The organism is Enterobacter sp. 168J2 (assembly GCF_034107265.1).
Lineage (GTDB): Bacteria > Pseudomonadota > Gammaproteobacteria > Enterobacterales > Enterobacteriaceae > Enterobacter > Enterobacter nematophilus.
Genome location: NZ_JAWNEB010000006.1, coordinates 28575 through 52188 on the forward strand (window position 1 = coordinate 28575; position 23614 = coordinate 52188).

Below are 23614 nucleotides of genomic sequence, written 5' to 3' on the forward strand. Positions count from 1 at the left end.
GTTTCTATGACGTCTCTGTATCTTGCTTCCGGCTCCCCGCGCCGTCAGGAACTCCTGGCGCAGTTAGGGGTCTCTTTTGAACGCATCGTGACCGGCATTGAAGAAAAACGTGCTGAGGGCGAAAGTGCCCGGCAGTACGTGTCTCGTCTGGCGCGCGAGAAAGCGCTGGCAGGCGTGGCCTGCGTGCCGCGCGATCTGCCCGTGCTGGGAGCGGATACCATCGTTATCCTTAACGGTGAAGTCCTCGAGAAACCGCATGACGCCGACCATGCGGCGCGCATGCTGCGCAAGATGTCCGGGCAAACGCACCAGGTGATGACGGCCGTCGCGCTGGCGGACAGCCAGCACGTGCTGGATTGCCTGGTGGTTACGGATGTCACGTTCAGAGTGCTTACCGACGACGAGATCGCCGCTTACATTGCCAGCGGTGAACCGATGGATAAAGCAGGTGCATACGGTATTCAAGGGCTGGGTGGCTGTTTTGTCAGGAAGATTAATGGCAGCTATCACGCCGTAGTCGGCTTACCGCTGGTGGAAACGTATGAGTTGCTGAGCAATTTTAACTCACTGCGTGAGGGAAGGGATAATTATGACGGCTGAATTGTTGGTAAACGTAACGCCATCGGAAACCCGTGTGGCCTATATTGACGGTGGCATTCTTCAGGAAATTCATATTGAGCGTGAAGCGCGGCGCGGAATAGTAGGCAATATCTACAAAGGTCGTGTCAGTCGTGTACTGCCGGGTATGCAGGCGGCTTTTGTAGATATTGGACTGGATAAGGCGGCATTTTTACATGCCTCCGACATCATGCCGCACACCGAGTGCGTTGCGGGCGAAGAGCAAAAGCAGTTTGCCGTTCGCGACATTTCCGAGCTGGTGCGTCAGGGCCAGGACTTAATGGTACAGGTGGTGAAAGATCCCCTCGGCACCAAAGGTGCCCGTCTGACCACCGACATTACCTTACCTTCCCGCTACCTGGTCTTTATGCCGGGCGCGTCGCACGTGGGCGTTTCGCAGCGTATTGAAAGCGAAAGCGAGCGCGAGCGGCTGAAGAAAGTGGTCAGCGCCTACTGCGATGAACAGGGCGGGTTTATTATCCGCACCGCCGCAGAAGGGATCAGCGAAGAAGACCTGGCGTCGGATGCGGCTTACCTGAAGCGCGTCTGGACCAAAGTGATGGAGCGTAAAAAGCGCAACCAGACCCGCTACCAGCTTTACGGGGAGCTGGCGCTTGCGCAGCGCGTGCTGCGTGATTTTGCCGACGCGCAGCTCGACCGCATCCGCGTGGACTCTCGCCTGACGTATGAAGCGCTGCTGGAGTTTACCGCTGAATACATCCCGGAAATGCCGGGCCTGCTGGAGCATTACACCGGGCGTCAGCCGATCTTCGATCTCTATGATGTCGAAAACGAGATCCAGCGCGCCCTGGAGCGTAAGGTCGAACTGAAGTCCGGCGGGTATCTGATCATCGATCAAACCGAAGCGATGACCACCGTCGATATCAACACCGGCGCGTTTGTCGGCCATCGCAATCTGGATGACACCATTTTCAATACCAACATCGAAGCCACGCAGGCGATTGCGCGCCAGCTTCGCCTGCGCAACCTCGGCGGCATTATCATTATCGACTTCATCGATATGAGTAATGAAGACCATCGCCGTCGCGTGCTGCACTCGCTGGAGCAGGCGCTGAGTAAAGATCGCGTGAAGACCAGCATCAACGGCTTCTCTCAGCTGGGGCTGGTGGAAATGACGCGCAAGCGCACCCGCGAGAGCGTTGAGCATGTGCTGTGTAATGAGTGCCCGACCTGCCATGGACGCGGAACGGTAAAGACGGTTGAGACCGTCTGCTACGAAATTATGCGCGAAATCGTCCGTGTTCATCATGCCTACGACTCCGATCGTTTTCTGGTCTATGCTTCCCCTGCGGTGGCTGAAGCGCTGAAAGGCGAAGAGTCGCACGCGCTGGCGGAAGTGGAAATCTTTGTCGGCAAACAGGTAAAAGTACAAATTGAACCGCTCTATAACCAGGAGCAGTTTGACGTCGTAATGATGTAAAACGCAGTACGCTGCGTGACGAAAGCTGACAAGGAGAGATGCGTGAGGCGATTGCCGGGGATTTTATTGCTTACAGGGGCAACGCTGGTCGTGATTGTCGCGTTGCTCGTGAGCGGGCTACGCCTCGTGTTACCGCATCTGGACAGCTGGCGTCCGCAGCTGCTGGCGAAAATCGAATCCACCACCGGCGTGCCGGTGGACGTCAGCCAGGTCAGCGCCAGCTGGCAGAACTTTGGCCCGACGCTCGATGTACGGGACATCAACGCCAGCCTGAAAGACGGCGGCTACCTGAAAATCAAACGCGTGACCCTGGCGCTGGACGTCTGGCAGAGCCTGCTGCATCTGCGCTGGCAGTTTCGCGATCTCACCTTTTATCAACTCCAGTTTCTGACCAATACGCCGCTGACGGGCGGTGATAACAATCAGGGCCTGGAAGCCAACCGCTTCAGCGATCTCTTCCTCCGCCAGTTCGATCATTTCGATCTGCGCGACAGCGAAGTGAGCTTTATTACCCTTTCCGGCCAGCGCGCCGAGCTGGCGATCCCGCAGCTGACCTGGCTCAACGGCAAGGATCGGCACCGCGCCGAGGGGCAGGTTAACCTCTCCAGCCTGAACGGCCAGCACGGCGTCATGCAGGTGCGTATGGACCTGCGTGACGATGACGGCCTGTTAAACAACGGCAAAGTCTGGCTGCAGGCCGACGATGTGGATGTAAAGCCCTGGCTCGGCGACTGGTTACAGCAAAACATGCAGCTGGAAGCCGCCCGTTTCAGCCTTGAGGGCTGGATGACCCTGACGAAAGGGAAATTTGCCAGCGGCGATATCTGGCTGAAGCAGGGGGGCGCGAGCTGGAAAGGCGAAAAACAGCAGCATCAGCTTTCCGTTGATAACCTCACCGCGCACGTGACGCAGGAAAAAGAGGGCTGGCAGTTCGCCATCCCGGATACGCGCATCACGATGGACGGCAAGCCGTGGCCGCGCGGTGCGCTGACGCTGGCCTGGATGCCGGAACAGGACGTGGGCGGCGCGGCCAGTAAACGCAGCGACGAGCTGCGCATCCGCGCCAGTAACCTGGATCTGGCGGCCATTGAAGGCCTGCGCTCCATGGCGGCAAAGCTCTCTCCGGACCTGGGCGAGATCTGGCTGGCGACGCAGCCGAGCGGAAAGATTGATTCTCTTGCGCTGGATATCCCGCTTCAGGCGACGGAAAAAACCCGTTTCCAGGCATCCTGGAAAGATCTTGCCTGGAAGCAGTGGAAGATGCTGCCGGGCGCGGAGCACTTCAGCGGCAAGCTGGAAGGGAGCGTGGAGAACGGCAGGCTGACGGCGGATATGCACAACGCTAAAATGCCTTACGAGACGGTCTTCCGCGCGCCGCTGGAAATTGAACAGGGCAGCGCGGTGCTTAACTGGCTCCGTAACGATAAGGGCTTCCAGCTTGATGGTCGCCATATCGACGTTAAAGCCAAAGCGGTACACGCGCGCGGTGACTTCCGCTATTTGCAGCCGCAGGGTGACGAACCGTGGCTGGGTATTCTGGCCGGGATCAGTACCAATGACGGCTCTCAGGCATGGCGCTATTTCCCGGAAAACCTGATGGGGAAGGCGCTGGTCGACTATCTGAGCGGCGCAATTCAGGGCGGTCAGGCGGAAAACGCCACGCTGGTCTACGGCGGTAACCCGCATCTTTTCCCGTACAAACATAATGAGGGGCAGTTCCAGGTGCTGGTGCCGCTGCACGACGCCACCTTCGCGTTCCAGCCGGGCTGGCCCGCGCTGAAAAACCTGGATATCGAGCTTAACTTCCTCAACGACGGATTATGGATGAAGGCGGACAGCGTTGCGCTGGGCGGCGTAACGGCAAGCAACCTGACGGCCAACATCCCGGATTACTCAAAAGAGAAGCTGCTGATTGATGCCGACATAAACGGCCCCGGGAAAGCGGTGGGACCGTACTTTGAGGAGACTCCACTCAAAGAGTCGCTGGCGGCGACCCTTCAGCAGCTCCAGCTCGATGGCGATGTGAATGCTCGCTTACATCTTGATATCCCGCTGGACGGAGAGATGACCACCGCCAAAGGTGACGTCCGTCTGAAGAACAACAGCCTGTACATTAAACCGCTTGATAGCACCCTGAAAAACCTAAGCGGACAGTTCAGCTTTGTGAACGGTAATTTGAAAAGCGAGCCGCTGACCGCCAGCTGGTTTAATCAGCCGGTAAATATCGACTTCTCAACAGCCGAAGGGCAAAAGGCTTATCAGGTGGCCGTCAATCTGGACGGCAACTGGCAGCCGTCGCGTATGGACGTCCTGCCGAAGCCGATTGAGGCGTCAGTGGCGGGCGCGGTCGCCTGGCAGGGCAAAGTGGCCATCGACCTGCCTTATCACGCCGGGGCAAAGTATAAGGTCGACATCACGGGCGACCTGAAGAATATTCAAAGCCAGCTGCCCGCGCCGCTGGATAAACAGGCCGGTCAGCCGCTGCCGGTGAAGCTTAACGTGGATGGCAATCTGGACAGCTTCGCGCTGACCGGAAGCGCGGGTGGAACAAACCACTTTAACAGCCGCTGGCTGCTTAACCGCAAGCTTACCCTCGACAAAGCCATCTGGACGACGGACAGCAAAACCACTCCGCCGTTGCCTGAGCATGCGGGCGTTGAGCTGAATCTCCCGCCGATGGACGGCGCGGAGTGGCTGGCGCTGTTCCAGAAAGGCGTTGGGCAAAACGTTGATGAAGCCGCCCAGTTCCCGCAGACCATTACCGTACGCACGCCGTCGCTGATGCTGGGCGGACAGCAGTGGAACAACCTGAGCATCGTCTCACAGCCAACCGCTAACGGCTCAAAAGTGGAGGCCCAGGGCCGTGAGATCAACGGCACGCTGACCATGCGCAATAATGCGCCATGGCAGGCAGCGATCCGCTATCTCTACTACAACCCGGCCGCCGCGGGTAAAGATAAACCGGCGAATACATCCCCGCTGAGTAATACCACCCGCGTCGATTTTAGCGGCTGGCCCGATCTGCAGCTGCGCTGCGCGGAGTGCTGGCTGTGGGGGCAAAAGTACGGCCGTATCGACGGTGATTTTGCCATCCAGGGGAATACGCTCAAGCTTTCCGGCGGGTTGATCGACACCGGCTTTGGCCGCATGACGGCGGGCGGAGAATGGGTGAACAAGCCGGGCGAGCAGCGCACGTCCCTGAAGGGCGACATTAAAGGCAACAAGCTGGATGCGGCGGCCAATTTCTTTGGCATCAGCACGCCGCTGCGCGGCTCCTCGTTTAACGTTAATTACGATCTTCACTGGCGCGCCGCGCCGTGGACGCCGGACGAAGCGTCGCTGAACGGTATTCTGAAAACACACTTTGGCAAAGGTGAAATTGCCGACGTGAGCACGGGGCGCGCCGGGCAGATCCTGCGCCTGCTGAGTTTTGATGCGCTGCTGCGCAAGCTGCGCTTCGATTTCAGCGACACCTTCAGCGAAGGTTTCTACTATGACTCCATCCGCAGTACGGCGTGGATCAAGGACGGCGTTTTGCATACGGACGACACGCTGGTGGATGGGCTGGAAGCGGACATCGCCATGAAAGGCTCGGTCAACCTCGTGCGTCGCGAGCTGGATATGGAAGCCGTGGTGGCGCCGGAAATTTCCGCAAGCGTGGGCGTGGCGGCGGCCTTTGTGGTGAACCCGATTGTCGGTGCGGCGGTGTTTGCCGCCAGTAAAGTGCTGGGGCCGCTGTGGAGCAAGGTCTCCATTCTGCGCTACCGCATTACCGGCCCGGTGGATAAACCGCAGATTAACGAGGTGCTGCGCCAGCCGCGCAAAGATGCACAGCAATGATTTGACGTGGGCTGGTAATTGCCTCACTCTCAATAAATACGATCTTTATACCGCCACGGGCGGCAACGAACGAGTAGCAATACGATGAGTCTGAACCTGGTAAGTGAACATTTGCTCGCAGCGAACGGCCTGAGCCATCAGGACCTGTTCTCCATTCTTGGTCAACTGACCGAACGCCGTCTCGACTACGGCGATCTCTATTTCCAGTCGAGCTATCACGAATCCTGGGTTTTAGAAGACAGCATCATCAAAGATGGCTCATATAACATCGACCAGGGCGTCGGCGTGCGCGCCATCAGCGGCGAAAAAACCGGTTTTGCCTATGCCGACCAGATTAGCCTGGCCGCCCTTGAGCAGAGCGCTCAGGCCGCACGCACCATTGTGCGCGATACCGGCGACGGTCGCGTGAAAACCCTGGGTGAAGTGCAGCACTCCGCGCTTTATACCAGCATCGACCCGCTGCAGAGCATGACCCGCGAAGAGAAGCTGGACATTCTGCGCCGCGTGGACAAAGTGGCGCGCGCCGCCGACAAACGCGTGCAGGAAGTTTCCGCCAGCCTGAGCGGTGTGTATGAACTGATTCTGGTGGCGGCAACGGACGGTACGCTGGCGGCCGATGTGCGTCCGCTGGTGCGTCTCTCCATCAGCGTGCAGGTCGATGACAACGGCAAACGCGAGCGCGGCTCAAGCGGCGGCGGCGGTCGTTTCGGCTATGACTGGTTCCTGGGCGACGTTGACGGCGAAGCGCGCGCTGACGCGTGGGCTAAAGAAGCCGTGCGCATGGCGCTGGTGAATCTTAATGCTGTTGCGGCGCCGGCCGGGACATTCCCGGTGGTGCTGGGCGCAGGCTGGCCGGGCGTGCTGCTGCACGAAGCGGTGGGCCACGGTCTGGAAGGCGATTTTAACCGTCGCGGGACGTCCGTATTCAGCGGCCAGATCGGGCAGCTCGTCTCCTCTGAGCTGTGCACCGTAGTGGATGATGGCACCATGCCTGACCGCCGCGGCTCGATTTCTATCGACGATGAAGGTACGCCAGGCCAGTACAACGTGCTGATCGAAAACGGCGTGCTGAAAGGCTACATGCAGGACAAACTCAACGCGCGCCTGATGGGCGTAGCGCCGACGGGTAACGGCCGTCGTGAATCCTACGCGCACCTGCCGATGCCGCGCATGACCAACACCTATATGTTGCCGGGCAAATCCACGCCGCAGGAGATTATCGAATCCGTGGATTACGGTATCTTTGCGCCAAACTTTGGCGGCGGCCAGGTGGACATCACCTCCGGTAAGTTTGTCTTCTCGACTTCAGAAGCGTACCTGATTGAGAAGGGTAAAGTGACCAAAGCGGTGAAGGGCGCAACCCTGATTGGCTCCGGCATTGAAGCCATGCAGCAGATTTCCATGGTCGGTAACGATCTGAAGCTGGATAACGGCGTGGGTGTTTGCGGTAAAGAAGGCCAGAGCCTGCCGGTTGGCGTGGGTCAGCCAACGCTGAAGGTTGATAACCTGACGGTGGGCGGCACGGCGTAATTTTCTTCACCCCCTCACCCTAACCCTCTCCCCAACGGGGAGAGGGGACTGCCCCGTGCGGTCTTTTCCCCCTCGCCCCTTTGGGGAGAGGGCCGGGGTGAGGGGAAAGCCTACTCTTTCCTTCTCCCCCGCATCCCCTGAAACAGCTCCGCCACGTCCACAAAATAGTCCGTCAGATAGTTAATACATACCTGCACCTTCAGCGGCAGCTTGTCCTTTTCGGTATACAGGGCGTAGACCGGGCGCGGATCGGACTGGTAGCGCGGGAAGAGGATCTCCAGCACGCCGCTGTTGATCTCATTGATCACCCACATCAGCGGCACGTAGGCGATCCCGGCGCCAGCCACCAGCCAGCGGGAGATGGTCATCGGATCGTTGGTGACGAACCGGCCTTCTGGCAGCAGTCGGGTAGATATGCCTTCCGGGGCAATCAGTTCAAACTCATTATCGGGGCGGACGCTGTACTCCAGCCACGAGTGGTTAGCGAGATCGGCAGGTTTCTCCGGCACGCCGTACTGTGCCAGATAGCTCTTCGAGGCGCAGACCACCATCGGCATGCTGCCCAGCCTGCGCGAGAACAGGCTGGAATCCTGCAATGCGCCAACGCGGATCACCACGTCTAATCCATCGGCAATCAGGTCCGGCGCAGGGATGCCCGTCACCAGATTGACGGTAAGCCCTGGGTACTCTTTCAGCATGTCCGCCGTCATGGCAGCGAGAACATTTTGTGCCATAGTTGAAGAACACCCTATGCGCAGGGTGCCGATCGGCGTGTTGTTAAAGGCATAGAGCTGTTCGTGAACATCCTGCACTTCATGCAGCATGCGGCGACAGCCCTGATAGTAAATTTTACCGGCTTCCGTCAGCCCGATGCTGCGGGTGCTGCGGTTGAGCAGCTTAACCTGAAGCTCATCTTCCAGTTTGGACACCGTCTGGCTGATGGATGAGACGCTCATCTGAAGCTGGCGCGCGGCGGCGGTAAAGGAGCCGAGTTCAACCACTTTGGCGAAGACGGACATGCGTTTTAAACGTTCCATTGTTCACTCTGGCTTAAAAGTGATTTAGATCACATATGATAGATAACAGCATAACAGTTACGTTAATATATTATTAATTACATAACGGCTGCGCCATTCTCGCCCTGCGTTTCTTGCTCTCCTGCGATGGCGTGCGCTTAAAAATTCTGAAGCCTGCACTCTCTCTTATCAAGGTCAACATGAGTCTGTTTCCCGTTATCGTGGTGTTCGGTCTGTCGTTCCCACCGATATTTTTCGAGCTTCTTTTATCACTGGCGATCTTCTGGCTGGTGCGCAAGGTGCTGGTCCCGACCGGGATCTACGATTTCGTCTGGCACCCTGCATTGTTCAATACCGCGCTGTATTGCTGCCTGTTTTACCTGATATCGCGCATGTTTGTCTGAGGTTGATGTGAAAACGCTAACAAGAAAAATCTCCCGCACCGCCATTACCATGGCGCTGGTTATCCTCGCGTTCATCGCTATTTTTCGCGCCTGGGTTTATTACACCGAATCACCGTGGACGCGTGACGCGCGCTTCAGCGCCGATGTGGTGGCTATTGCCCCCGACGTGGCCGGCCTTATCACGGCGGTTAACGTTCACGATAACCAGCTGGTGAAGAAAGATCAGGTCCTGTTTACCATCGACCAGCCTCGCTATCAGAAGGCGCTGGAGGAAGCAGAAGCAGACGTGGCCTATTACCAGGCGCTGGCCGCGGAGAAACGCCGTGAGGCTGGCCGCCGCAACCAGCTGGGCGTTCAGGCCATGTCCCGTGAAGAGATTGACCAGTCCAACAACGTGCTGCAAACCGTGCTGCACCAGCTGGCGAAAGCGCAGGCAACGCGCGATCTGGCGAAGCTCGACCTGGAGCGTACCGTGATCCGCGCGCCAGCCGATGGCTGGGTGACCAACCTGAACGTCTATGCCGGGGAATTCATTACCCGCGGCTCAACCGCCGTGGCGCTGGTTAAACAGAACTCCTTCTACGTGCTTGCCTATATGGAAGAGACCAAGCTGGAGGGCGTTCGTCCGGGTTATCGCGCAGAAGTCACGCCGCTTGGCAGCAACCGCGTCTTTAAGGGTACCGTCGACAGCGTCGCCGCAGGGGTAACCAACTCCAGCAGCTCTAACGATGCCAAAGGGATGGCGACGGTGGATTCTAACCTGGAGTGGGTGCGTCTGGCGCAGCGCGTGCCGGTACGTATTCATCTCGATGAGCAGCAGGGCAACCTGTGGCCAGCGGGTACCACGGCGACGGTGGTGATCACCGGAGAAAAAGACCGGGATGCCAGCCAGGACTCCCTCTTCCGTAAAATTGCCCATCGCCTGCGCGAGTTTGGTTAATCGCCATGGGTATCTTTTCCATCGCCAGCCAGCACATTCGCTTCGCCGTGAAGCTGGCGTGCGCCATCGTGCTGGCGCTGTTCGTTGGCTTCCATTTCCAGCTTGAAACACCTCGCTGGGCGGTGCTCACCGCCGCGATTGTCGCGGCGGGCCCTGCCTTCGCCGCGGGTGGGGAACCCTACTCTGGCGCGATCCGCTATCGCGGGATGCTGCGTATCATCGGGACCTTTATCGGCTGCTTCGCGGCGCTGACCATTATTATTCTGATGATCCGCACGCCGCTGCTGATGCTCATGGTCTGCTGCATCTGGGCGGGTTTCTGCACCTGGATCTCGTCTCTGGTGAAAGTGGAGAACTCCTACGCCTGGGGGCTGGCGGGCTATACCGCGCTGATCATTGTCATCACCATCCAAAGCGAACCGCTTCTCGCGCCTCAGTTTGCCGTGGAGCGCTGCAGCGAAATTGTGATTGGTATTGTCTGCGCCATCGTGGCTGATCTGCTTTTCTCTCCGCGCTCGATCAAGCAAGAGGTGGATCGCGAGCTGGACGCGCTGATCGTTGCCCAGTACCAGCTGATGCAGCTGTGCATTAAACACGGCGACAGCGAAGAGGTGGATAAAGCCTGGAGCGGGCTGGTTCGTCGTACGCAGGCGCTGGAAGGGATGCGCAGCAACCTCAATATGGAGTCGTCGCGCTGGGCGCGGGCGAATCGTCGCCTTAAAGCCCTCAACACCGTCTCCTTAACGCTGATTACCCAGGCGTGCGAAACCTATCTCATCCAGAATACCCGCCCGGAAGCGGTCACCGATACGTTTCGCGAGCTGTTTGCCGAGCCGGTAGAGACCGTGCAGGACGTGCATAAGCAGCTTAAGCGCATGCGCCGGGTGATTGCCTGGACCGGGGAGCGCGACACGCCGGTAACCATCTATACCTGGGTCGGCGCCGCGACGCGCTATCTGCTGCTGAAGCGCGGTGTAATCAGTAACACCAAAATCAGCGCGGCGGAAGAAGAGGTGCTCCAGGGCGAAGTGGTGATCAAGGCGGAATCTGCCGAGCGTCATCACGCGATGGTCAACTTCTGGCGTACCACGCTTGCCTGCATGCTCGGCACGCTGTTCTGGCTGTGGACGGGCTGGACGTCCGGCAGCGGCGCGATGGTAATGATTGCCGTCGTGACCGCACTGGCGATGCGTCTGCCTAACCCGCGCATGGTCGCCATTGATTTCCTCTACGGCACCATCGCCGCGCTGCCGATTGGCGCGCTCTATTTCCTGGTCATCATCCCGTCGACGCAGCAGAGCATGCTGCTGCTCTGTATTAGCCTGGCGGTGATGGCGTTCTTTATCGGCATTGAAGTGCAAAAGCGTCGCCTGGGATCGCTGGGGGCGCTGGCGAGTACGATTAACATCATCGTGCTGGATAACCCGATGACCTTCCACTTCAGCCAGTTCCTCGACAGCGCGCTGGGCCAGCTGGTGGGCTGTTTCCTGGCAATGATGGTGATTCTGCTGGTACGGGATAACTCACAGGCGCGCACGGGGCGCGTGCTGTTGAACCAGTTTGTATCGGCTGCCGTGTCGTCGATGACCACCAATACCGCGCGCCGTAAAGAGAACCACCTGCCCGCGCTCTACCAGCAGCTGTTTTTACTGCTGAACAAGTTCCCGGGCGACGTTGCGAAGTTCCGCCTGGCGTTAACCATGATCATCGCGCACCAGCGTCTGCGTAACGCGCCGGTGCCGATCAATGACGATCTCTCGGCCTTCCACCGTCAGCTGCGTCGTACCGCCGACCATGTGCTTTCCGCCAGCAGTGACGACAAACGCCGTCGTTACTTTACCCAACTGCTTGAAGAACTGGATATTTATCAGGAAAAGCTCAAGCACTGGCAAGCGCCGCCGCAGGTGACCGAGCCGGTAGGACGGCTGGTGTTTATGCTGCATCGCTACCAGAATGCCCTCACGGATAACTGACTGAAGTAAAAAACCGACGCCAAAAGCGCCGGTTTTTTGTGGCTATACTTATTCCAGCACGTACTTACATTCAGGAAGGGAGGACACATGACGACTCAGGCGCTTCAGGACAACACCCTTTTTCAGACCGGCTATCTGGTTGACGGCATCTGGAAAACGCTGGACACAACGTTTGATGTGCTGAACCCCGCGACGGGTGAGGTCATCGCCAAAGTGGCGAAAGCGGGTAAAGCGCAAACCGAAGAAGCGATCGCAGCGGCCACCAAAGCCTTCCCGGCATGGCGTGCCAAAACCGCGAAAGAGCGTTCGGCCATTCTGTACCGCTGGTACGAACTGATTATTGAAAATAAAAGCTGGCTCGGGCGGTTAATGACTACCGAGCAGGGCAAGCCTCTGAAAGAGGCGGAAGGGGAAGTGGAGTATGCCGCCAGCTTTATCCAGTGGTTTGCCGAAGAGGCCAAGCGCGCGAACGGTGAAATTATTCCGCCGATCAAGCCCGGCTCGCGCATTCTGGCGACCCGTGAACCCATCGGCGTCGTCGCGGCCATCACGCCGTGGAATTTCCCGATGGCGATGCTCACCCGCAAGTTAGGCCCGGCGCTGGCAGCCGGGTGTACCGGGGTGATCAAACCTGCCAATAACACGCCGCTCAGCGCCTTTGCGCTGCTGACGCTGGCAAAACAGGCGGGCGTGCCCGACGGTGTGCTCAACGCGGTGGCCGGAAATACCCATGAAATCAGCGACGCGATCATGGCCAGCCACGACGTGCGTAAAATCTCCTTTACCGGTTCGACCTCCGTCGGCAAAACGCTGGTGCGCAACGCCGCAGAAACCATGAAAAAAGTCTCGATGGAGCTGGGGGGAAATGCCCCGTATATCGTCTTTGAGGATGCCGACATCGAGGCTGCGGTAAAAGGCGCGATCGCCAATAAGTTCCGCAATGCGGGGCAGGTCTGCGTCAGCGTTAACCGCTTCTACATTCAGGAAACCGTCTACGACAAGTTTGTGAATAAGCTCGCAGATGCGGTTAATGCCCTTAAGGTGGGGAATGGCCTTGATGACGGCGTCGTCGTCGGGCCGCTGATTGAATCCGCCGCGGTCGACAAGGTTCGTGAGCACGTTGAAGATGCTGTCGCACGAGGGGCGACCGTGCTGGCGGGCGGCAAACCCCATCCGCTGGGCGGCAATTTCTGGATGCCAACCGTGCTGGGCGACTGTCACGAAGGCATGAAGCTGGCAGAAGAAGAGACGTTTGGCCCGGTTGCGGCGTGTTTCCGCTTCACCTCGGAAGATGAGGTCATCCAGCGCGCGAATAACACGCCTTACGGGCTGGCGGCTTACTTCTACACCCAGAACCTTTCCCGGGTTTTCCGCGTTTCACAGGCCATCGAGAGCGGGATGATTGGCATTAACGAGTGCGCCGTTTCCACCGAACTGGGGCCTTTCGGCGGCGTAAAAGAGTCCGGTCTTGGGCGTGAGGGATCCGTGCTGGGGCTGGAAGAGTATCTGGAAGTTAAAACCCTGCATATCGGGGGATTATAATAGACAGGGCGGCATCTGCCGCCCGCCTGGACTGAGTGGCTGGCAATGAAAACCTATACTTTTGATTTTGACGAAATCGACAGTCAGGAAGACTTTTATCGGGAATTTATCCGGGCGTTTGATCTTGAACGGGAAAGCGTGACCAATCTGGATACGCTGTGGGACGTGGTCACCGGCAGCATGCTGCCGCTACCGCTGGAGATTGAGTTTATCCATCTGCCCGATAAGCTGCGCAGACGTTTCGGCGCGCTGATATTACTCTTCGATGAAGCGGAGGAAGAGCTTGAAGGACAGCTGCGCTTTAACGCGCGGCATTAAATGAAAAAAGCCCCTGACCACGAGGCCAGGGGCAAGTCGTATGATGAGATACGACGAGGGTTTATTTATACAGTTCTGCCGTGGCATGCCAGTGGTCACCCTGATTCAGTTCGGTGACGCGATAGCTGCTGGCGCCTGCTTTCTCAGCTTTGGCGGCAAGTTCCTGACGAATGTCCATCGGGGAGCCGGTGACTGACGTCACGGAGACGCTGCCCATCGGCTGCAGATTTTGTGCCTGATCGGCATTCACTTGCTGCACGGCTGCGCTTGCGCCGAAAGAGAGAACGGATGCCAGACCCAGGGTTGCGATGATCAATTTGGTTTTCATAGTTTTTACTCCTGAACAGGTTTTTTGCTCAACGGCGAGAAGGGTTGAACTGCTATTTTTATGCCTGGTGCCGTTGAGTGGAGAATTACGTCTTCAGTGATTACTAAAACTTATTTGTACAGCTCGGCGGTGGCGTGCCAGTGGTCACCGGAACGTGCTTCGATGATGCGATAGGATGACGCACCTTTTTCTTCCGCTTTTTTGTTCAGCATCTCATGCATGTCCATTGGAGACGTGCCAACAGCGCCGACAGAAACCGTACCGATTGCCTCACGGGATTGCGCCTGGTCAGCATTAATAGCGTCAGCCGCGAAGGCACCGAAGGACAGGACAGACAGGACGCTCAGCGCCGCTACAGTAGTTTTGATTTTCATGATTCTTACCTCGTCGAATTTTTTAGTGGGGTCTTGTTTCGTGACCCTCATCACAAAATCAAGTATACACTAATAACGGCAAAAATTAATACCAGACTAATGGTTTCCCTTGTTATTACGTGTTAAACACGCTTTTTTTTATAACCTAATTGCATAATATTGGGTGTTTTATGAGCAAGTTACGCTGGTATTTATAAGTAAATCATAGGTATATCGCATTTTGATTTTTTGTGCGATTTACGGGATTGTTATTCACTGGATGAATGTTAATGAGTGGTAAAAAGCACTAATCGTCAAAGCAAGGGCAGAGAAATAAAGGGGGAAATGAGGCAAGAGCAGAATGATCCCCGCAGCGGCGCTACGGGGAGAGCGCATTACAGTTCCTGTTCGAACAGAACCAGAATCGCTTCGTGGAGATCCTTCACGGAGAAACCGCTAGCCGGGGTGGTAAAGATGGTGTCATCACCGGCAATGGTGCCAAGGATACCCTCTGTTTTACCTAACGAGTCCAGCATGCGGGCAATCAGCTGCGCGGCACCCGGGCTTGTGTGAATGACCACGACGGCGTCGTTATAGTCGATATCCAGAACCAAATTCTTGAGCGGACTGGAGGTGGTCGGCACGCCAAGTTCTGCCGGCAGGCAATAGACCATCTCCATCTTGGCGTTGCGGGTACGCACCGCGCCAAACTTGGTTAACATTCGGGAGACTTTCGACTGGTTGATGTTATCGAAGCCTTGTTCCTGCAGCGCCTGAACAATTTCTCCCTGAGAACTGAATTTCTCTTCTTTAAGTAGCGCCTTAAACGCTTTTACCAATTCTTCTTGCTTAGACGAGCTTCGCATAAGTCACCCGGAATATGACGAAAGAAACAACATTATTATGCATGTGGATGAATTTTTATGCAAATTATCTGCTCAACGGCAGGCTGAAATAATGTTATGAAAGGGAGTGATTTTATCAGATTTCGTTATCAGAAAACATGCCTGGGTCACGCCGCGCAAATAAGCTTAAAAGTAAATTAAATGTTATCAAAATGATGTTGTTTTGGTGGCGGGGCAGGGTGTATTGTAACCACCTCTTAATTCGTTGCCATCTGTCGTCAGATAGCTTTCTGGAGAGAGATAAAGTCGTGTGACCTCAAATTCTTTAGCTTCGAAAATTGTAATTAAAGACATGCTGATTTAAGGTCGCGGCAACGGATTTACAGATACTTAAGTTAACCATAATAAGGAGTTTAGGATGAAAGTCGCAGTCCTCGGCGCTGCTGGTGGTATCGGCCAGGCGCTTGCCCTACTACTGAAAACCCAACTGCCTTCAGGCTCAGAACTCTCCCTGTACGATATTGCTCCGGTAACCCCTGGCGTGGCGGTTGACCTGAGCCACATCCCGACCGCTGTAAAAATCAAAGGCTTCTCCGGTGAAGATGCGCGTCCTGCGCTGCAGGGTGCTGACGTGGTCCTGATTTCTGCAGGCGTGGCGCGTAAGCCAGGCATGGATCGTTCAGACCTGTTCAACGTCAACGCGGGCATCGTGAAAAACCTGGTGCAGCAGATTGCTGAAGTGTGCCCGAAAGCATGCATCGGTATCATCACTAACCCGGTGAACACCACCGTTGCTATTGCAGCCGAAGTGCTGAAGAAAGCGGGTGTGTACGACAAAAACAAACTGTTCGGCGTGACCACGCTGGATATCATCCGTTCCAACACCTTCGTTGCTGAGCTGAAAGGCAAACAGCCAACAGAAGTGGAAGTGCCGGTTATCGGCGGCCACTCTGGCGTGACCATTCTGCCTCTGCTGTCGCAGATCCCGGGCGTGAGCTTCACCGAGCAGGAAGTGGCTGACCTGACCAAACGTATCCAGAACGCGGGCACCGAAGTGGTGGAAGCGAAGGCGGGTGGCGGTTCTGCGACTCTGTCTATGGGCCAGGCGGCTGCACGTTTCGGTCTGTCACTGGTTCGCGCCCTGCAGGGCGAGAAAGGCGTTGTTGAATGCGCTTATGTTGAAGGCGACGGCGAACATGCCCGCTTCTTCTCTCAGCCGCTGCTGCTGGGCAAAAACGGTATTGAAGAGCGTAAGTCTATCGGTACGCTGAGCGCGTTTGAGCAAAACGCGATGGAAGGCATGCTGGACACGCTGAAGAAAGATATCACCCTGGGTGAAGAGTTCGTTAACAAGTAAAACGAAGCGCCACCCGGCAAAAAAACCGAAGCACTTACTGGCTTCGGTTTTTTTATGGCTGTTAGTTTGTTGCCGGGTATTCCTGAATCGTCACGTGCAGCGTCATTTTCTTATCGTTGCGCATGATTTCCACCGGGATGATCGAGCCAGGGCGAATTTCGGCCACCTGGTCCATCGTCTCCAGCGCAGAGACTGCCGGCGTGCCGTTGACCGACACGATGACATCGTTAACCTGAATCCCCGCGTTAGCCGCCGGGCCACCCGGTGCCACCTCGTTGACCACGATGCCCTGAATCTGATCGATACCGCCGCCCTGAGTATGCATCGGCGCAATTTCGCGCCCGCCGATACCGATATAGCCGCGGATCACGCGTCCGTCGCGGATCAGCTTATCCATAATCTTGGTCGCCAACTGGAACGGAATAGCAAAGCCGATCCCTTCCGGCGTCTCGCCGTCGTTACTTTTATCGAACGAGAGGGTGTTGATGCCCATCAGTTCGCCCAGCGAGTTGACCAGCGCGCCGCCGGAGTTACCGTGGTTGATTGACGCATCCGTCTGCAGGAAGTTCTGCCGTCCTGACGGGTTGAGGCCAATGCGGCCGGTTGCGCTGATGATCCCCTGCGTAATCGTCTGGCCGAGGTTGTAAGGGTTACCGATAGCCAGGACGACGTCGCCAATGTGAGGCGTGCGTTTACGATTGATCGGAATGACCGGCAAGCCGCCCGTGGCGTTAATCTTCAGCACGGCCAGGTCGGTCAGGCTGTCTGAACCCACAAGCAACGCCTCAAACACGCGGCCATCCTGCAGGGCGACGATGATCTGGTCGGCATCGTTGATCACGTGTTTGTTCGTAATAATGTAGCCGCGCTCGTCCATAATCACCCCGGAGCCGAGGGTGCGGATCTCCAGCTGGTTATGCGCTGAGCTATTGAGGCCGCGGTTATAAACGTTAACCACGGCAGGGGCGGCGCGGCGAACGGCCTGGTTATAGGTCGCCGGCGTTTCATCCGTGCTGTCGAACTGGGGAGCAGACAGCTTATTAAACTGACGCAAAGACGGCATCGCCAGCAGCAGCAGGCCAGCGACAATCAAACCGATGACAATGGAACGTAAGAGCTTTAAAAGCATGATGCGCGTGTCGTGAAAAAAGGAACGATTTGCAGCATAACATGAGTTATCCGGACATCACACGCAGCGGTGATGTCCGGGATCGCAAATGCTTAGCGCAACAGAATGTAGATAGACTCATTGCCACGCATGACCTGCAGGGCAATGACCGCCGGTTTACTCTCCAGCACCTTGCGCAGTTCGGCAATGGACTGCACGCGATTGCGGTTCACGCCAATGATGACGTCTTCCTGATGCAATCCGGCCTGCGCGGCAGGGCTGCTCTTCTCGACGGTGTCCAGGCGAATGCCTTTAGTACCGTCTTTCAGCTGCCCGTCGCTCAGCGTTGCCCCCTGCAGCGCCGGGGCGATAAGCTCCGCACTGGCAGATGACGAGGTGCTCTTATCCAGCGTTACTTCGACGTTCAGCGGCTTACCGTCACGGATCAGGCCCAGCTTCACTTTGGCCCCCGGTTCGGTGGTGGCGATACGCGAACGCAGCTCAGCAAAGCTGCTCAGCGGCTTGTCGTTAAGGCTGACGATCACATCGCCCGATTTGATGCCTGCTTTTGCCGAGCCGGAGTTTGGCAGCACTTCACTGACAAACGCACCGCGCTGCACGTTGATATTGAACGCTTTCGCGATATCCGCGCTCATCTCCATGCCTTTAATACCCAGCAGCCCACGTTTGACTTCGCCGAACTGAATAAGCTGCTGCGCCAGCGTTTTAGCCATATTGCTCGGGATCGCAAAGCCGATCCCAATGCTGCCGCCGCCCGGCGCCAGAATCGCCGTGTTAATGCCGATCAGCTCGCCGTTAAGGTTGAGCAGTGCCCCGCCGGAGTTGCCGCGGTTGATTGAGGCATCGGTCTGGATGAAGTTTTCCAGACCTTCCAGATTCAGGCCGCTACGTCCCAGCGCCGAGATAATGCCGGAGGTGGCGGTTTGCCCTAAACCAAAGGGGTTGCCCACGGCAACGGCAAAATCACCGACACGCAGTTTGTCGGAATCCGCAATGGCAATCTGGGTCAGGTTGCTCGGGTTCTGCACCTGCAACAGCGCGATGTCGCTCTGGTCATCGCCGCCAATCAGTTTGGCGTCAAATTCGCGGCCATCGTTCAGCTGGACGCTGATTTTATCGGCCTGGCTGATGACATGATTGTTGGTCAGAATATAGCCTTTAGCTGCATCAATGATGACGCCAGAGCCCAGGCCTTCAAAAGGCTGAGCCTGCTGGTTGGGGGACTCATCGCCAAAATATTTTTTTAGTTCTTCCGGTACGCGCTGGCTTTGAACCGCCGTGCCTTCTACCTGAACGCTCACGACTGCGGGCAATACTTTTTCCAGCATCGGCGCGAGGCTGGGAATGGCTGCCTGTGCCGGCACCTGCGAAGGCAACGCCGCAACGGCAGGGAAGGACGCCGAGAGAGATAACCCGACACTTAACGCTAACGCGCTCAACAGCTGGTTTTTTTTCTTCATTGATGCTGACTCTCGTATCCTGGAATGAAAGAAGAACGGCCCAAAATCATGATGATGTTATTGAATTTTATACCGCTGAACAATGAGGTGTTTGACTAAATAATAGCTGGGGACGGGAAGAAAGGACGGGCGCAAGAGATGCGCCCGTAAAATATATTTATGTTGTGCGATTAATCGCGTTTTGCGCCACCGCGCAGCAGGCCGGACGCGCCGTCAGAGTAATCGCGTGGCATCTGAACCGGAGCCTGATCGTTACCGGCTTCTGAGTCGGCCAGACGGTTGCGGAACGGGTTAGTCTCCGCGGTCATTTCCGGCAGCAGGCTGCTGGAGCTTTTCGCCATATGCTGATAGAGCTGACGGTAGTCGGTCGCCATGTTGTCCAGCAGCTCGGCGCTACGGGCAAAGTGGCTGACCAGCTCTTCGCGATACTCTTCCAGCTCTGCTTTATTCTTTTCCAGTTCGTACTGCAGTGACTGCTGCTGACGCAATTTGCGGTTACCGAAACGCATGGCCACAGCACCGATCACGATGCCGACGACTAAACCGATTAGCGCATATTCCCAGGTCATGAACTTCTCCCGTTGTCTTGTTGTTCCGTAGGGTGTTGGCTCGGCTCCTGCCTGTGCCTGATAATGCCACTATAACCGCTATTTCCGCAGAAGTGGAATCCTGACGTATCATCGCGTAGTGTAGAACGGCCTTTTTTTCATCAGTCACGCCTGCTGATGAGCGTTAATTGAAGGAATAACAATAAGATTATGCAAAACCTGTCCCCTGCATCGCGATATCAACTGGCCCTGAATGAGGGCACTCATCAGCCTGATGACGTTCAACGTGAGGCGGTAAACCGTCTGGAGATGATTTATCAGGCGCTCACGGCAAAACCTGCTGAAGTAGAACAGAGCGGTGGACTCAAGGCCGCGTTTGGGCGCCTGCTCGGCAAAAAAGCAACGCAGGCCCAGACGCCGGTGCGCGGTTTATATATGTGGGGCGGCGTCGGTCGCGGGAAAACCTGGCTGATGGATCTGTTTTACCTCAGCCTGCCGGGTGAGCGTAAGCAGCGCCTGCACTTCCATCGCTTTATGCTGCGGGTGCATGAAGAGCTGACCGCGCTGCAGGGCAAAAGCGATCCGCTGGAGATTGTGGCTGACAGATTCAAGGCGGAAACGGACGTGCTCTGCTTCGATGAGTTTTTCGTGTCTGACATCACCGACGCCATGCTGTTAGGCGGCCTGATGAAGGCGCTGTTTGCCCGCGGGATCACGCTCGTTGCCACGTCGAATATCCCGCCAGATGAACTCTATCGCAACGGCCTGCAGCGGGCGCGCTTCCTGCCCGCCATCGATGCTATCAAGCAGCACTGCGACATCATGAATGTCGATGCCGGTGTTGATTATCGTCTGCGCACGTTAACGCAGGCTCACCTGTGGCTTTCGCCGTTAAACGCCGACACCACCCGCGAGATGGATAAACTCTGGCTGGCGCTGGCGGGTGCAAAACGCGAAAACGCACCGACGCTGGAGATTAACCATCGTCCGTTGCCAACCCTTGGCGTAGAAAACCAAACGCTGGCGGTCTCTTTTACGACGCTCTGCGTGGATGCCCGCAGCCAGCATGACTACATTGCGCTTTCGCGCCTGTTCCACACCGTGATGATGCTGGATGTGCCGGTGATGACGCGGCTGATGGAGAGCGAAGCGCGGCGCTTCATTGCGCTGGTGGACGAGTTTTACGAGCGCCACGTCAAGCTTGTCGTCAGCGCCGAGGTGCCTTTATACGAGATCTACCAGGGCGAGCGGCTGAAGTTCGAGTTCCAGCGCTGCCTCTCGCGCCTGCAGGAGATGCAGAGCGAGGAGTACCTGAAGCTGGAGCATATGCCATAAAAGCCCCCCCTCTCCCCGTGGGAGAGGGGCTGGGGGTGAGGGCATCAGGCCTTAACAAACGCCACCCTCTCCCTGTGGGAGAGGGGCTGGGGGTGAGGGCACCAGACCGCACAATATCTAACCCCGAAAAACCCATTCCAAATCACATTTAAGGGTCGATCTTTGACCTCAACTTCTCTATAATCTTGCGACCCCACGTTACGAGAAGGTTTTTTTCCCCGAAACTTTCTATGTGTCGGCATGTGCTATTCGAAGGGGTAGGTTTGCCGGACTTTGTCGTGTGAACCTCAACTGACTAAACGTTTGGGTGTTCACCAACGTGTAACTTATTATTTGGGTAAGCTTTTAATGAAAACTTTTACAGCTAAACCAGAAACCGTACAGCGCGACTGGTATGTTGTTGACGCGACCGGTAAAACTCTGGGCCGTCTGGCTACTGAACTGGCTCGTCGCCTGCGCGGTAAGCATAAAGCGGAATACACTCCGCACGTTGATACCGGTGATTACATCATCGTTCTGAACGCTGACAAAGTTGCTGTTACCGGCAACAAGCGTACTGACAAAATGTACTACCACCACACCGGCCACATCGGTGGTATCAAAGAAGCGACCTTTGAAGAGATGATTGCCCGCCGTCCTGAGCGTGTGATTGAAATCGCGGTTAAAGGCATGCTGCCAAAAGGCCCGCTGGGTCGTGCTATGTTCCGTAAACTGAAAGTTTACGCAGGCAACGAGCACAACCACGCGGCACAGCAACCGCAAGTTCTTGACATCTAATCGGGATTATAGGCAATGGCTGAAAATCAATACTACGGCACTGGTCGCCGCAAAAGTTCCGCAGCTCGCGTTTTCATCAAACCGGGCAGTGGTAAAATCGTAATCAACCAGCGTTCTCTGGAACAGTACTTCGGTCGCGAAACTGCCCGCATGGTAGTTCGCCAGCCGCTGGAACTGGTTGATATGGTAGAAAAACTGGATCTGTACATCACCGTTAAAGGTGGTGGTATCTCCGGTCAGGCAGGTGCGATCCGTCACGGTATCACCCGCGCTCTGATGGAGTACGACGAATCCCTGCGTTCTGAACTGCGTAAAGCTGGCTTCGTTACTCGTGACGCTCGTCAGGTTGAACGTAAGAAAGTGGGTCTGCGTAAAGCACGTCGTCGTCCACAGTTCTCCAAACGTTAATCCATTCTGCTTACGCAGAACGATTGGCGAAAAACCCGCTTCGGCGGGTTTTTTTATGGATAATGCGCAGGTTATCCACAGTAACATTTCATATATCTTCTCTTTTTCCACATTTCCAGAATCCCCTCACCACAAAGCCATCAAAATCTGGTAAACTATCATCCAATTTTCTGCCCAAATATCGGTGAATACTCGATTTTTGTTCGATTCTTGAACAATGTGTCTTCTCGGGGATGGGCGATACAACATCTGGCTGGCCCCTGTTGGGCTGGTAGCAGTAAAAATTCTGAATATACCTGGAGGTTTTCATGGCTGTCGCTGCCAACAAACGTTCGGTAATGACGCTGTTTTCTGGTCCTACTGACATTTATAGCCATCAGGTTCGTATCGTGCTGGCCGAGAAGGGTGTCAGTTTTGAGATCGAGCATGTGGAAAAGGATAACCCGCCTCAGGATCTGATCGATCTCAACCCGAGCCAAAGCGTACCGACGCTGGTGGATCGCGAGTTGACCCTGTGGGAATCCCGTATCATTATGGAATACTTGGATGAGCGTTTCCCGCATCCGCCGCTGATGCCTGTTTACCCTGTTGCGCGTGGTGAAAGCCGCCTGTACATGCAGCGTATCGAAAAAGACTGGTACTCGCTGATGAACGTCATCACCAGCGGCTCCGCTTCTGAAGCCGACGCTGCGCGTAAGCAGCTGCGTGAAGAGCTGCTGGCAATTGCCCCAGTGTTTGGTCAGAAACCTTTCTTCCTGAGCGATGAGTTCAGCCTGGTGGATTGCTACCTGGCCCCGCTGCTGTGGCGTCTGCCAATCCTGGGCGTAGAGTTCAGCGGCCCTGGCGCAAAAGAGCTGAAAGGCTATATGACTCGCGTATTTGAGCGCGACTCTTTCCTGGCATCTTTAACTGAACCGGAACGTGAAATGCGTCTCGGCCGAGGCTAATGACTGTGGAAATGTCACAACTTACCCCACGCCGTCCGTATCTGCTGCGCGCCTTCTATGAATGGCTGCTGGATAACCAGCTCACGCCGCACCTGGTTGTGGATGTGACGTTGCCGGGCGTGCTGGTTCCGATGGAATACGCGCGTGACGGACAGATCGTACTGAACATTGCCCCGCGTGCGGTGGGTAACCTGGAACTGGCAAACGACGAAGTGCGCTTCAACGCGCGTTTCGGCGGCGTGCCGCGTCAGGTTTCCGTGCCGCTGGCTGCGGTGCTGGCTATCTACGCGCGTGAAAACGGTGCAGGTACGATGTTCGAGCCGGAAGCGGCATACGATGAAGAGGTTGCCAGCCTCAACGATGACGAAGGCATCACCGCCAGCGAAAGCGAAACGGTAATGTCCGTGATTGATGGCGATAAGCCCGATCGTGAAGATGACAACGATCCTGATGACGATCCGCCACCTCGCGGTGGTCGACCGGCGCTACGTGTCGTTAAATAAAA

22 protein-coding genes are annotated in these 23614 nt (G+C 56.3%); 15 read left to right on the plus strand and 7 right to left on the minus strand.

The window, feature by feature from the left end; all coding sequences use genetic code 11:
* Positions 1 to 6 precede the first annotated feature (6 nt).
* The 4 genes from USG84_RS16000 to tldD all read left to right on the plus strand — a co-directional run bounded on the left by USG84_RS16000 (position 7) and on the right by tldD (position 7429).
* A complete protein-coding gene (locus USG84_RS16000; RefSeq protein ID WP_061096929.1) occupies positions 7 to 600 on the plus strand; it encodes a Maf family protein in 594 nt (197 codons plus the stop codon).
* Positions 590 to 2059 (plus strand): ribonuclease G, encoded by a 1470-nt coding sequence (gene rng, locus USG84_RS16005; protein ID WP_008502847.1) that lies wholly within the window; start codon positions 590 to 592, stop codon positions 2057 to 2059. The genes USG84_RS16000 and rng overlap by 11 nt, the downstream gene beginning before the upstream one ends.
* A gap of 42 nt (positions 2060 to 2101) precedes the next feature.
* A complete protein-coding gene (gene yhdP / locus USG84_RS16010; protein WP_320738371.1) occupies positions 2102 to 5899 on the plus strand; it encodes an AsmA2 domain-containing protein YhdP in 3798 nt (1265 codons plus the stop codon).
* An 84-nt stretch (positions 5900 to 5983) separates the two neighbouring features.
* Complete coding sequence (gene tldD, locus USG84_RS16015) at positions 5984 to 7429, plus strand: metalloprotease TldD (protein WP_320738372.1); 1446 nt, start codon at positions 5984 to 5986, stop codon at positions 7427 to 7429.
* A 110-nt stretch (positions 7430 to 7539) separates the two neighbouring features.
* Here the strand turns inward: tldD and aaeR are convergent, their stop codons facing one another.
* On the minus strand, positions 7540 to 8466 hold the full coding sequence (gene aaeR / locus USG84_RS16020; protein WP_028014600.1) for an HTH-type transcriptional activator AaeR: 927 nt from the start codon (positions 8464 to 8466) through the stop codon (positions 7540 to 7542).
* 179 nt (positions 8467 to 8645) lie between these two features.
* Between aaeR and aaeX the strand changes: the two genes are divergently transcribed.
* The 5 genes from aaeX to USG84_RS16045 all read left to right on the plus strand — a co-directional run bounded on the left by aaeX (position 8646) and on the right by USG84_RS16045 (position 13622).
* Positions 8646 to 8849 carry a p-hydroxybenzoic acid efflux pump operon protein AaeX gene (gene aaeX, locus USG84_RS16025; protein WP_003860416.1) on the plus strand — a complete coding sequence of 68 codons (204 nt, stop codon included), beginning with the start codon at positions 8646 to 8648 and terminating at the stop codon, positions 8847 to 8849.
* Between the two features lie 7 nt (positions 8850 to 8856).
* On the plus strand, positions 8857 to 9789 hold the full coding sequence (gene aaeA, locus USG84_RS16030; protein ID WP_028014599.1) for a p-hydroxybenzoic acid efflux pump subunit AaeA: 933 nt from the start codon (positions 8857 to 8859) through the stop codon (positions 9787 to 9789).
* Between the two features lie 5 nt (positions 9790 to 9794).
* Entirely contained in the window at positions 9795 to 11762 is a 1968-nt protein-coding gene (gene aaeB / locus USG84_RS16035; RefSeq protein WP_151412461.1) for a p-hydroxybenzoic acid efflux pump subunit AaeB, read from the plus strand.
* A gap of 87 nt (positions 11763 to 11849) precedes the next feature.
* The gene (locus USG84_RS16040) at positions 11850 to 13304 is read left to right on the plus strand and encodes an NAD-dependent succinate-semialdehyde dehydrogenase (RefSeq protein ID WP_061096933.1); all 1455 of its coding nucleotides are present in this window, start codon (positions 11850 to 11852) and stop codon (positions 13302 to 13304) included.
* A gap of 45 nt (positions 13305 to 13349) precedes the next feature.
* Positions 13350 to 13622 carry a barstar family protein gene (locus USG84_RS16045; protein ID WP_028014596.1) on the plus strand — a complete coding sequence of 91 codons (273 nt, stop codon included), beginning with the start codon at positions 13350 to 13352 and terminating at the stop codon, positions 13620 to 13622.
* 61 nt (positions 13623 to 13683) lie between these two features.
* Here the strand turns inward: USG84_RS16045 and yhcN (USG84_RS16050) are convergent, their stop codons facing one another.
* From yhcN (USG84_RS16050) to argR, 3 genes are all read right to left on the minus strand, one after another.
* Positions 13684 to 13950, minus strand: coding sequence for a peroxide/acid stress response protein YhcN (gene yhcN / locus USG84_RS16050; RefSeq protein WP_061096934.1), 267 nt, complete (start codon positions 13948 to 13950; stop codon positions 13684 to 13686).
* A gap of 110 nt (positions 13951 to 14060) precedes the next feature.
* Entirely contained in the window at positions 14061 to 14324 is a 264-nt protein-coding gene (gene yhcN / locus USG84_RS16055) for a peroxide/acid stress response protein YhcN (RefSeq protein WP_014885423.1), read from the minus strand.
* A gap of 374 nt (positions 14325 to 14698) precedes the next feature.
* The gene (argR, locus tag USG84_RS16060) at positions 14699 to 15169 is read right to left on the minus strand and encodes a transcriptional regulator ArgR (protein ID WP_008502836.1); all 471 of its coding nucleotides are present in this window, start codon (positions 15167 to 15169) and stop codon (positions 14699 to 14701) included.
* Positions 15170 to 15566: 397 nt separating this feature from the next.
* Between argR and mdh the strand changes: the two genes are divergently transcribed.
* Complete coding sequence (mdh, locus tag USG84_RS16065) at positions 15567 to 16505, plus strand: malate dehydrogenase (protein WP_014885422.1); 939 nt, start codon at positions 15567 to 15569, stop codon at positions 16503 to 16505.
* Between the two features lie 61 nt (positions 16506 to 16566).
* On the opposite strand, the gene degS is transcribed toward mdh, so the two are convergent.
* The 3 genes from degS to zapG all read right to left on the minus strand — a co-directional run bounded on the left by degS (position 16567) and on the right by zapG (position 19663).
* A complete protein-coding gene (gene degS / locus USG84_RS16070; protein ID WP_028014593.1) occupies positions 16567 to 17634 on the minus strand; it encodes an outer membrane-stress sensor serine endopeptidase DegS in 1068 nt (355 codons plus the stop codon).
* Between the two features lie 92 nt (positions 17635 to 17726).
* The gene (gene degQ, locus USG84_RS16075) at positions 17727 to 19094 is read right to left on the minus strand and encodes a serine endoprotease DegQ (protein ID WP_320738373.1); all 1368 of its coding nucleotides are present in this window, start codon (positions 19092 to 19094) and stop codon (positions 17727 to 17729) included.
* Between the two features lie 170 nt (positions 19095 to 19264).
* Entirely contained in the window at positions 19265 to 19663 is a 399-nt protein-coding gene (zapG, locus tag USG84_RS16080) for a Z-ring associated protein ZapG (protein ID WP_010436126.1), read from the minus strand.
* A gap of 189 nt (positions 19664 to 19852) precedes the next feature.
* Between zapG and zapE the strand changes: the two genes are divergently transcribed.
* From zapE to sspB, 5 genes are all read left to right on the plus strand, one after another.
* Positions 19853 to 20977 carry a cell division protein ZapE gene (gene zapE / locus USG84_RS16085; protein ID WP_151412462.1) on the plus strand — a complete coding sequence of 375 codons (1125 nt, stop codon included), beginning with the start codon at positions 19853 to 19855 and terminating at the stop codon, positions 20975 to 20977.
* Between the two features lie 348 nt (positions 20978 to 21325).
* Positions 21326 to 21754 carry a 50S ribosomal protein L13 gene (gene rplM / locus USG84_RS16090; RefSeq protein WP_003860434.1) on the plus strand — a complete coding sequence of 143 codons (429 nt, stop codon included), beginning with the start codon at positions 21326 to 21328 and terminating at the stop codon, positions 21752 to 21754.
* 15 nt (positions 21755 to 21769) lie between these two features.
* Entirely contained in the window at positions 21770 to 22162 is a 393-nt protein-coding gene (gene rpsI / locus USG84_RS16095; RefSeq protein ID WP_003860436.1) for a 30S ribosomal protein S9, read from the plus strand.
* A gap of 308 nt (positions 22163 to 22470) precedes the next feature.
* A complete protein-coding gene (sspA, locus tag USG84_RS16100; RefSeq protein ID WP_028014589.1) occupies positions 22471 to 23109 on the plus strand; it encodes a stringent starvation protein SspA in 639 nt (212 codons plus the stop codon).
* Between the two features lie 5 nt (positions 23110 to 23114).
* A complete protein-coding gene (gene sspB, locus USG84_RS16105; protein WP_061099617.1) occupies positions 23115 to 23612 on the plus strand; it encodes a ClpXP protease specificity-enhancing factor in 498 nt (165 codons plus the stop codon).
* Positions 23613 to 23614: the final 2 nt, after the last annotated feature.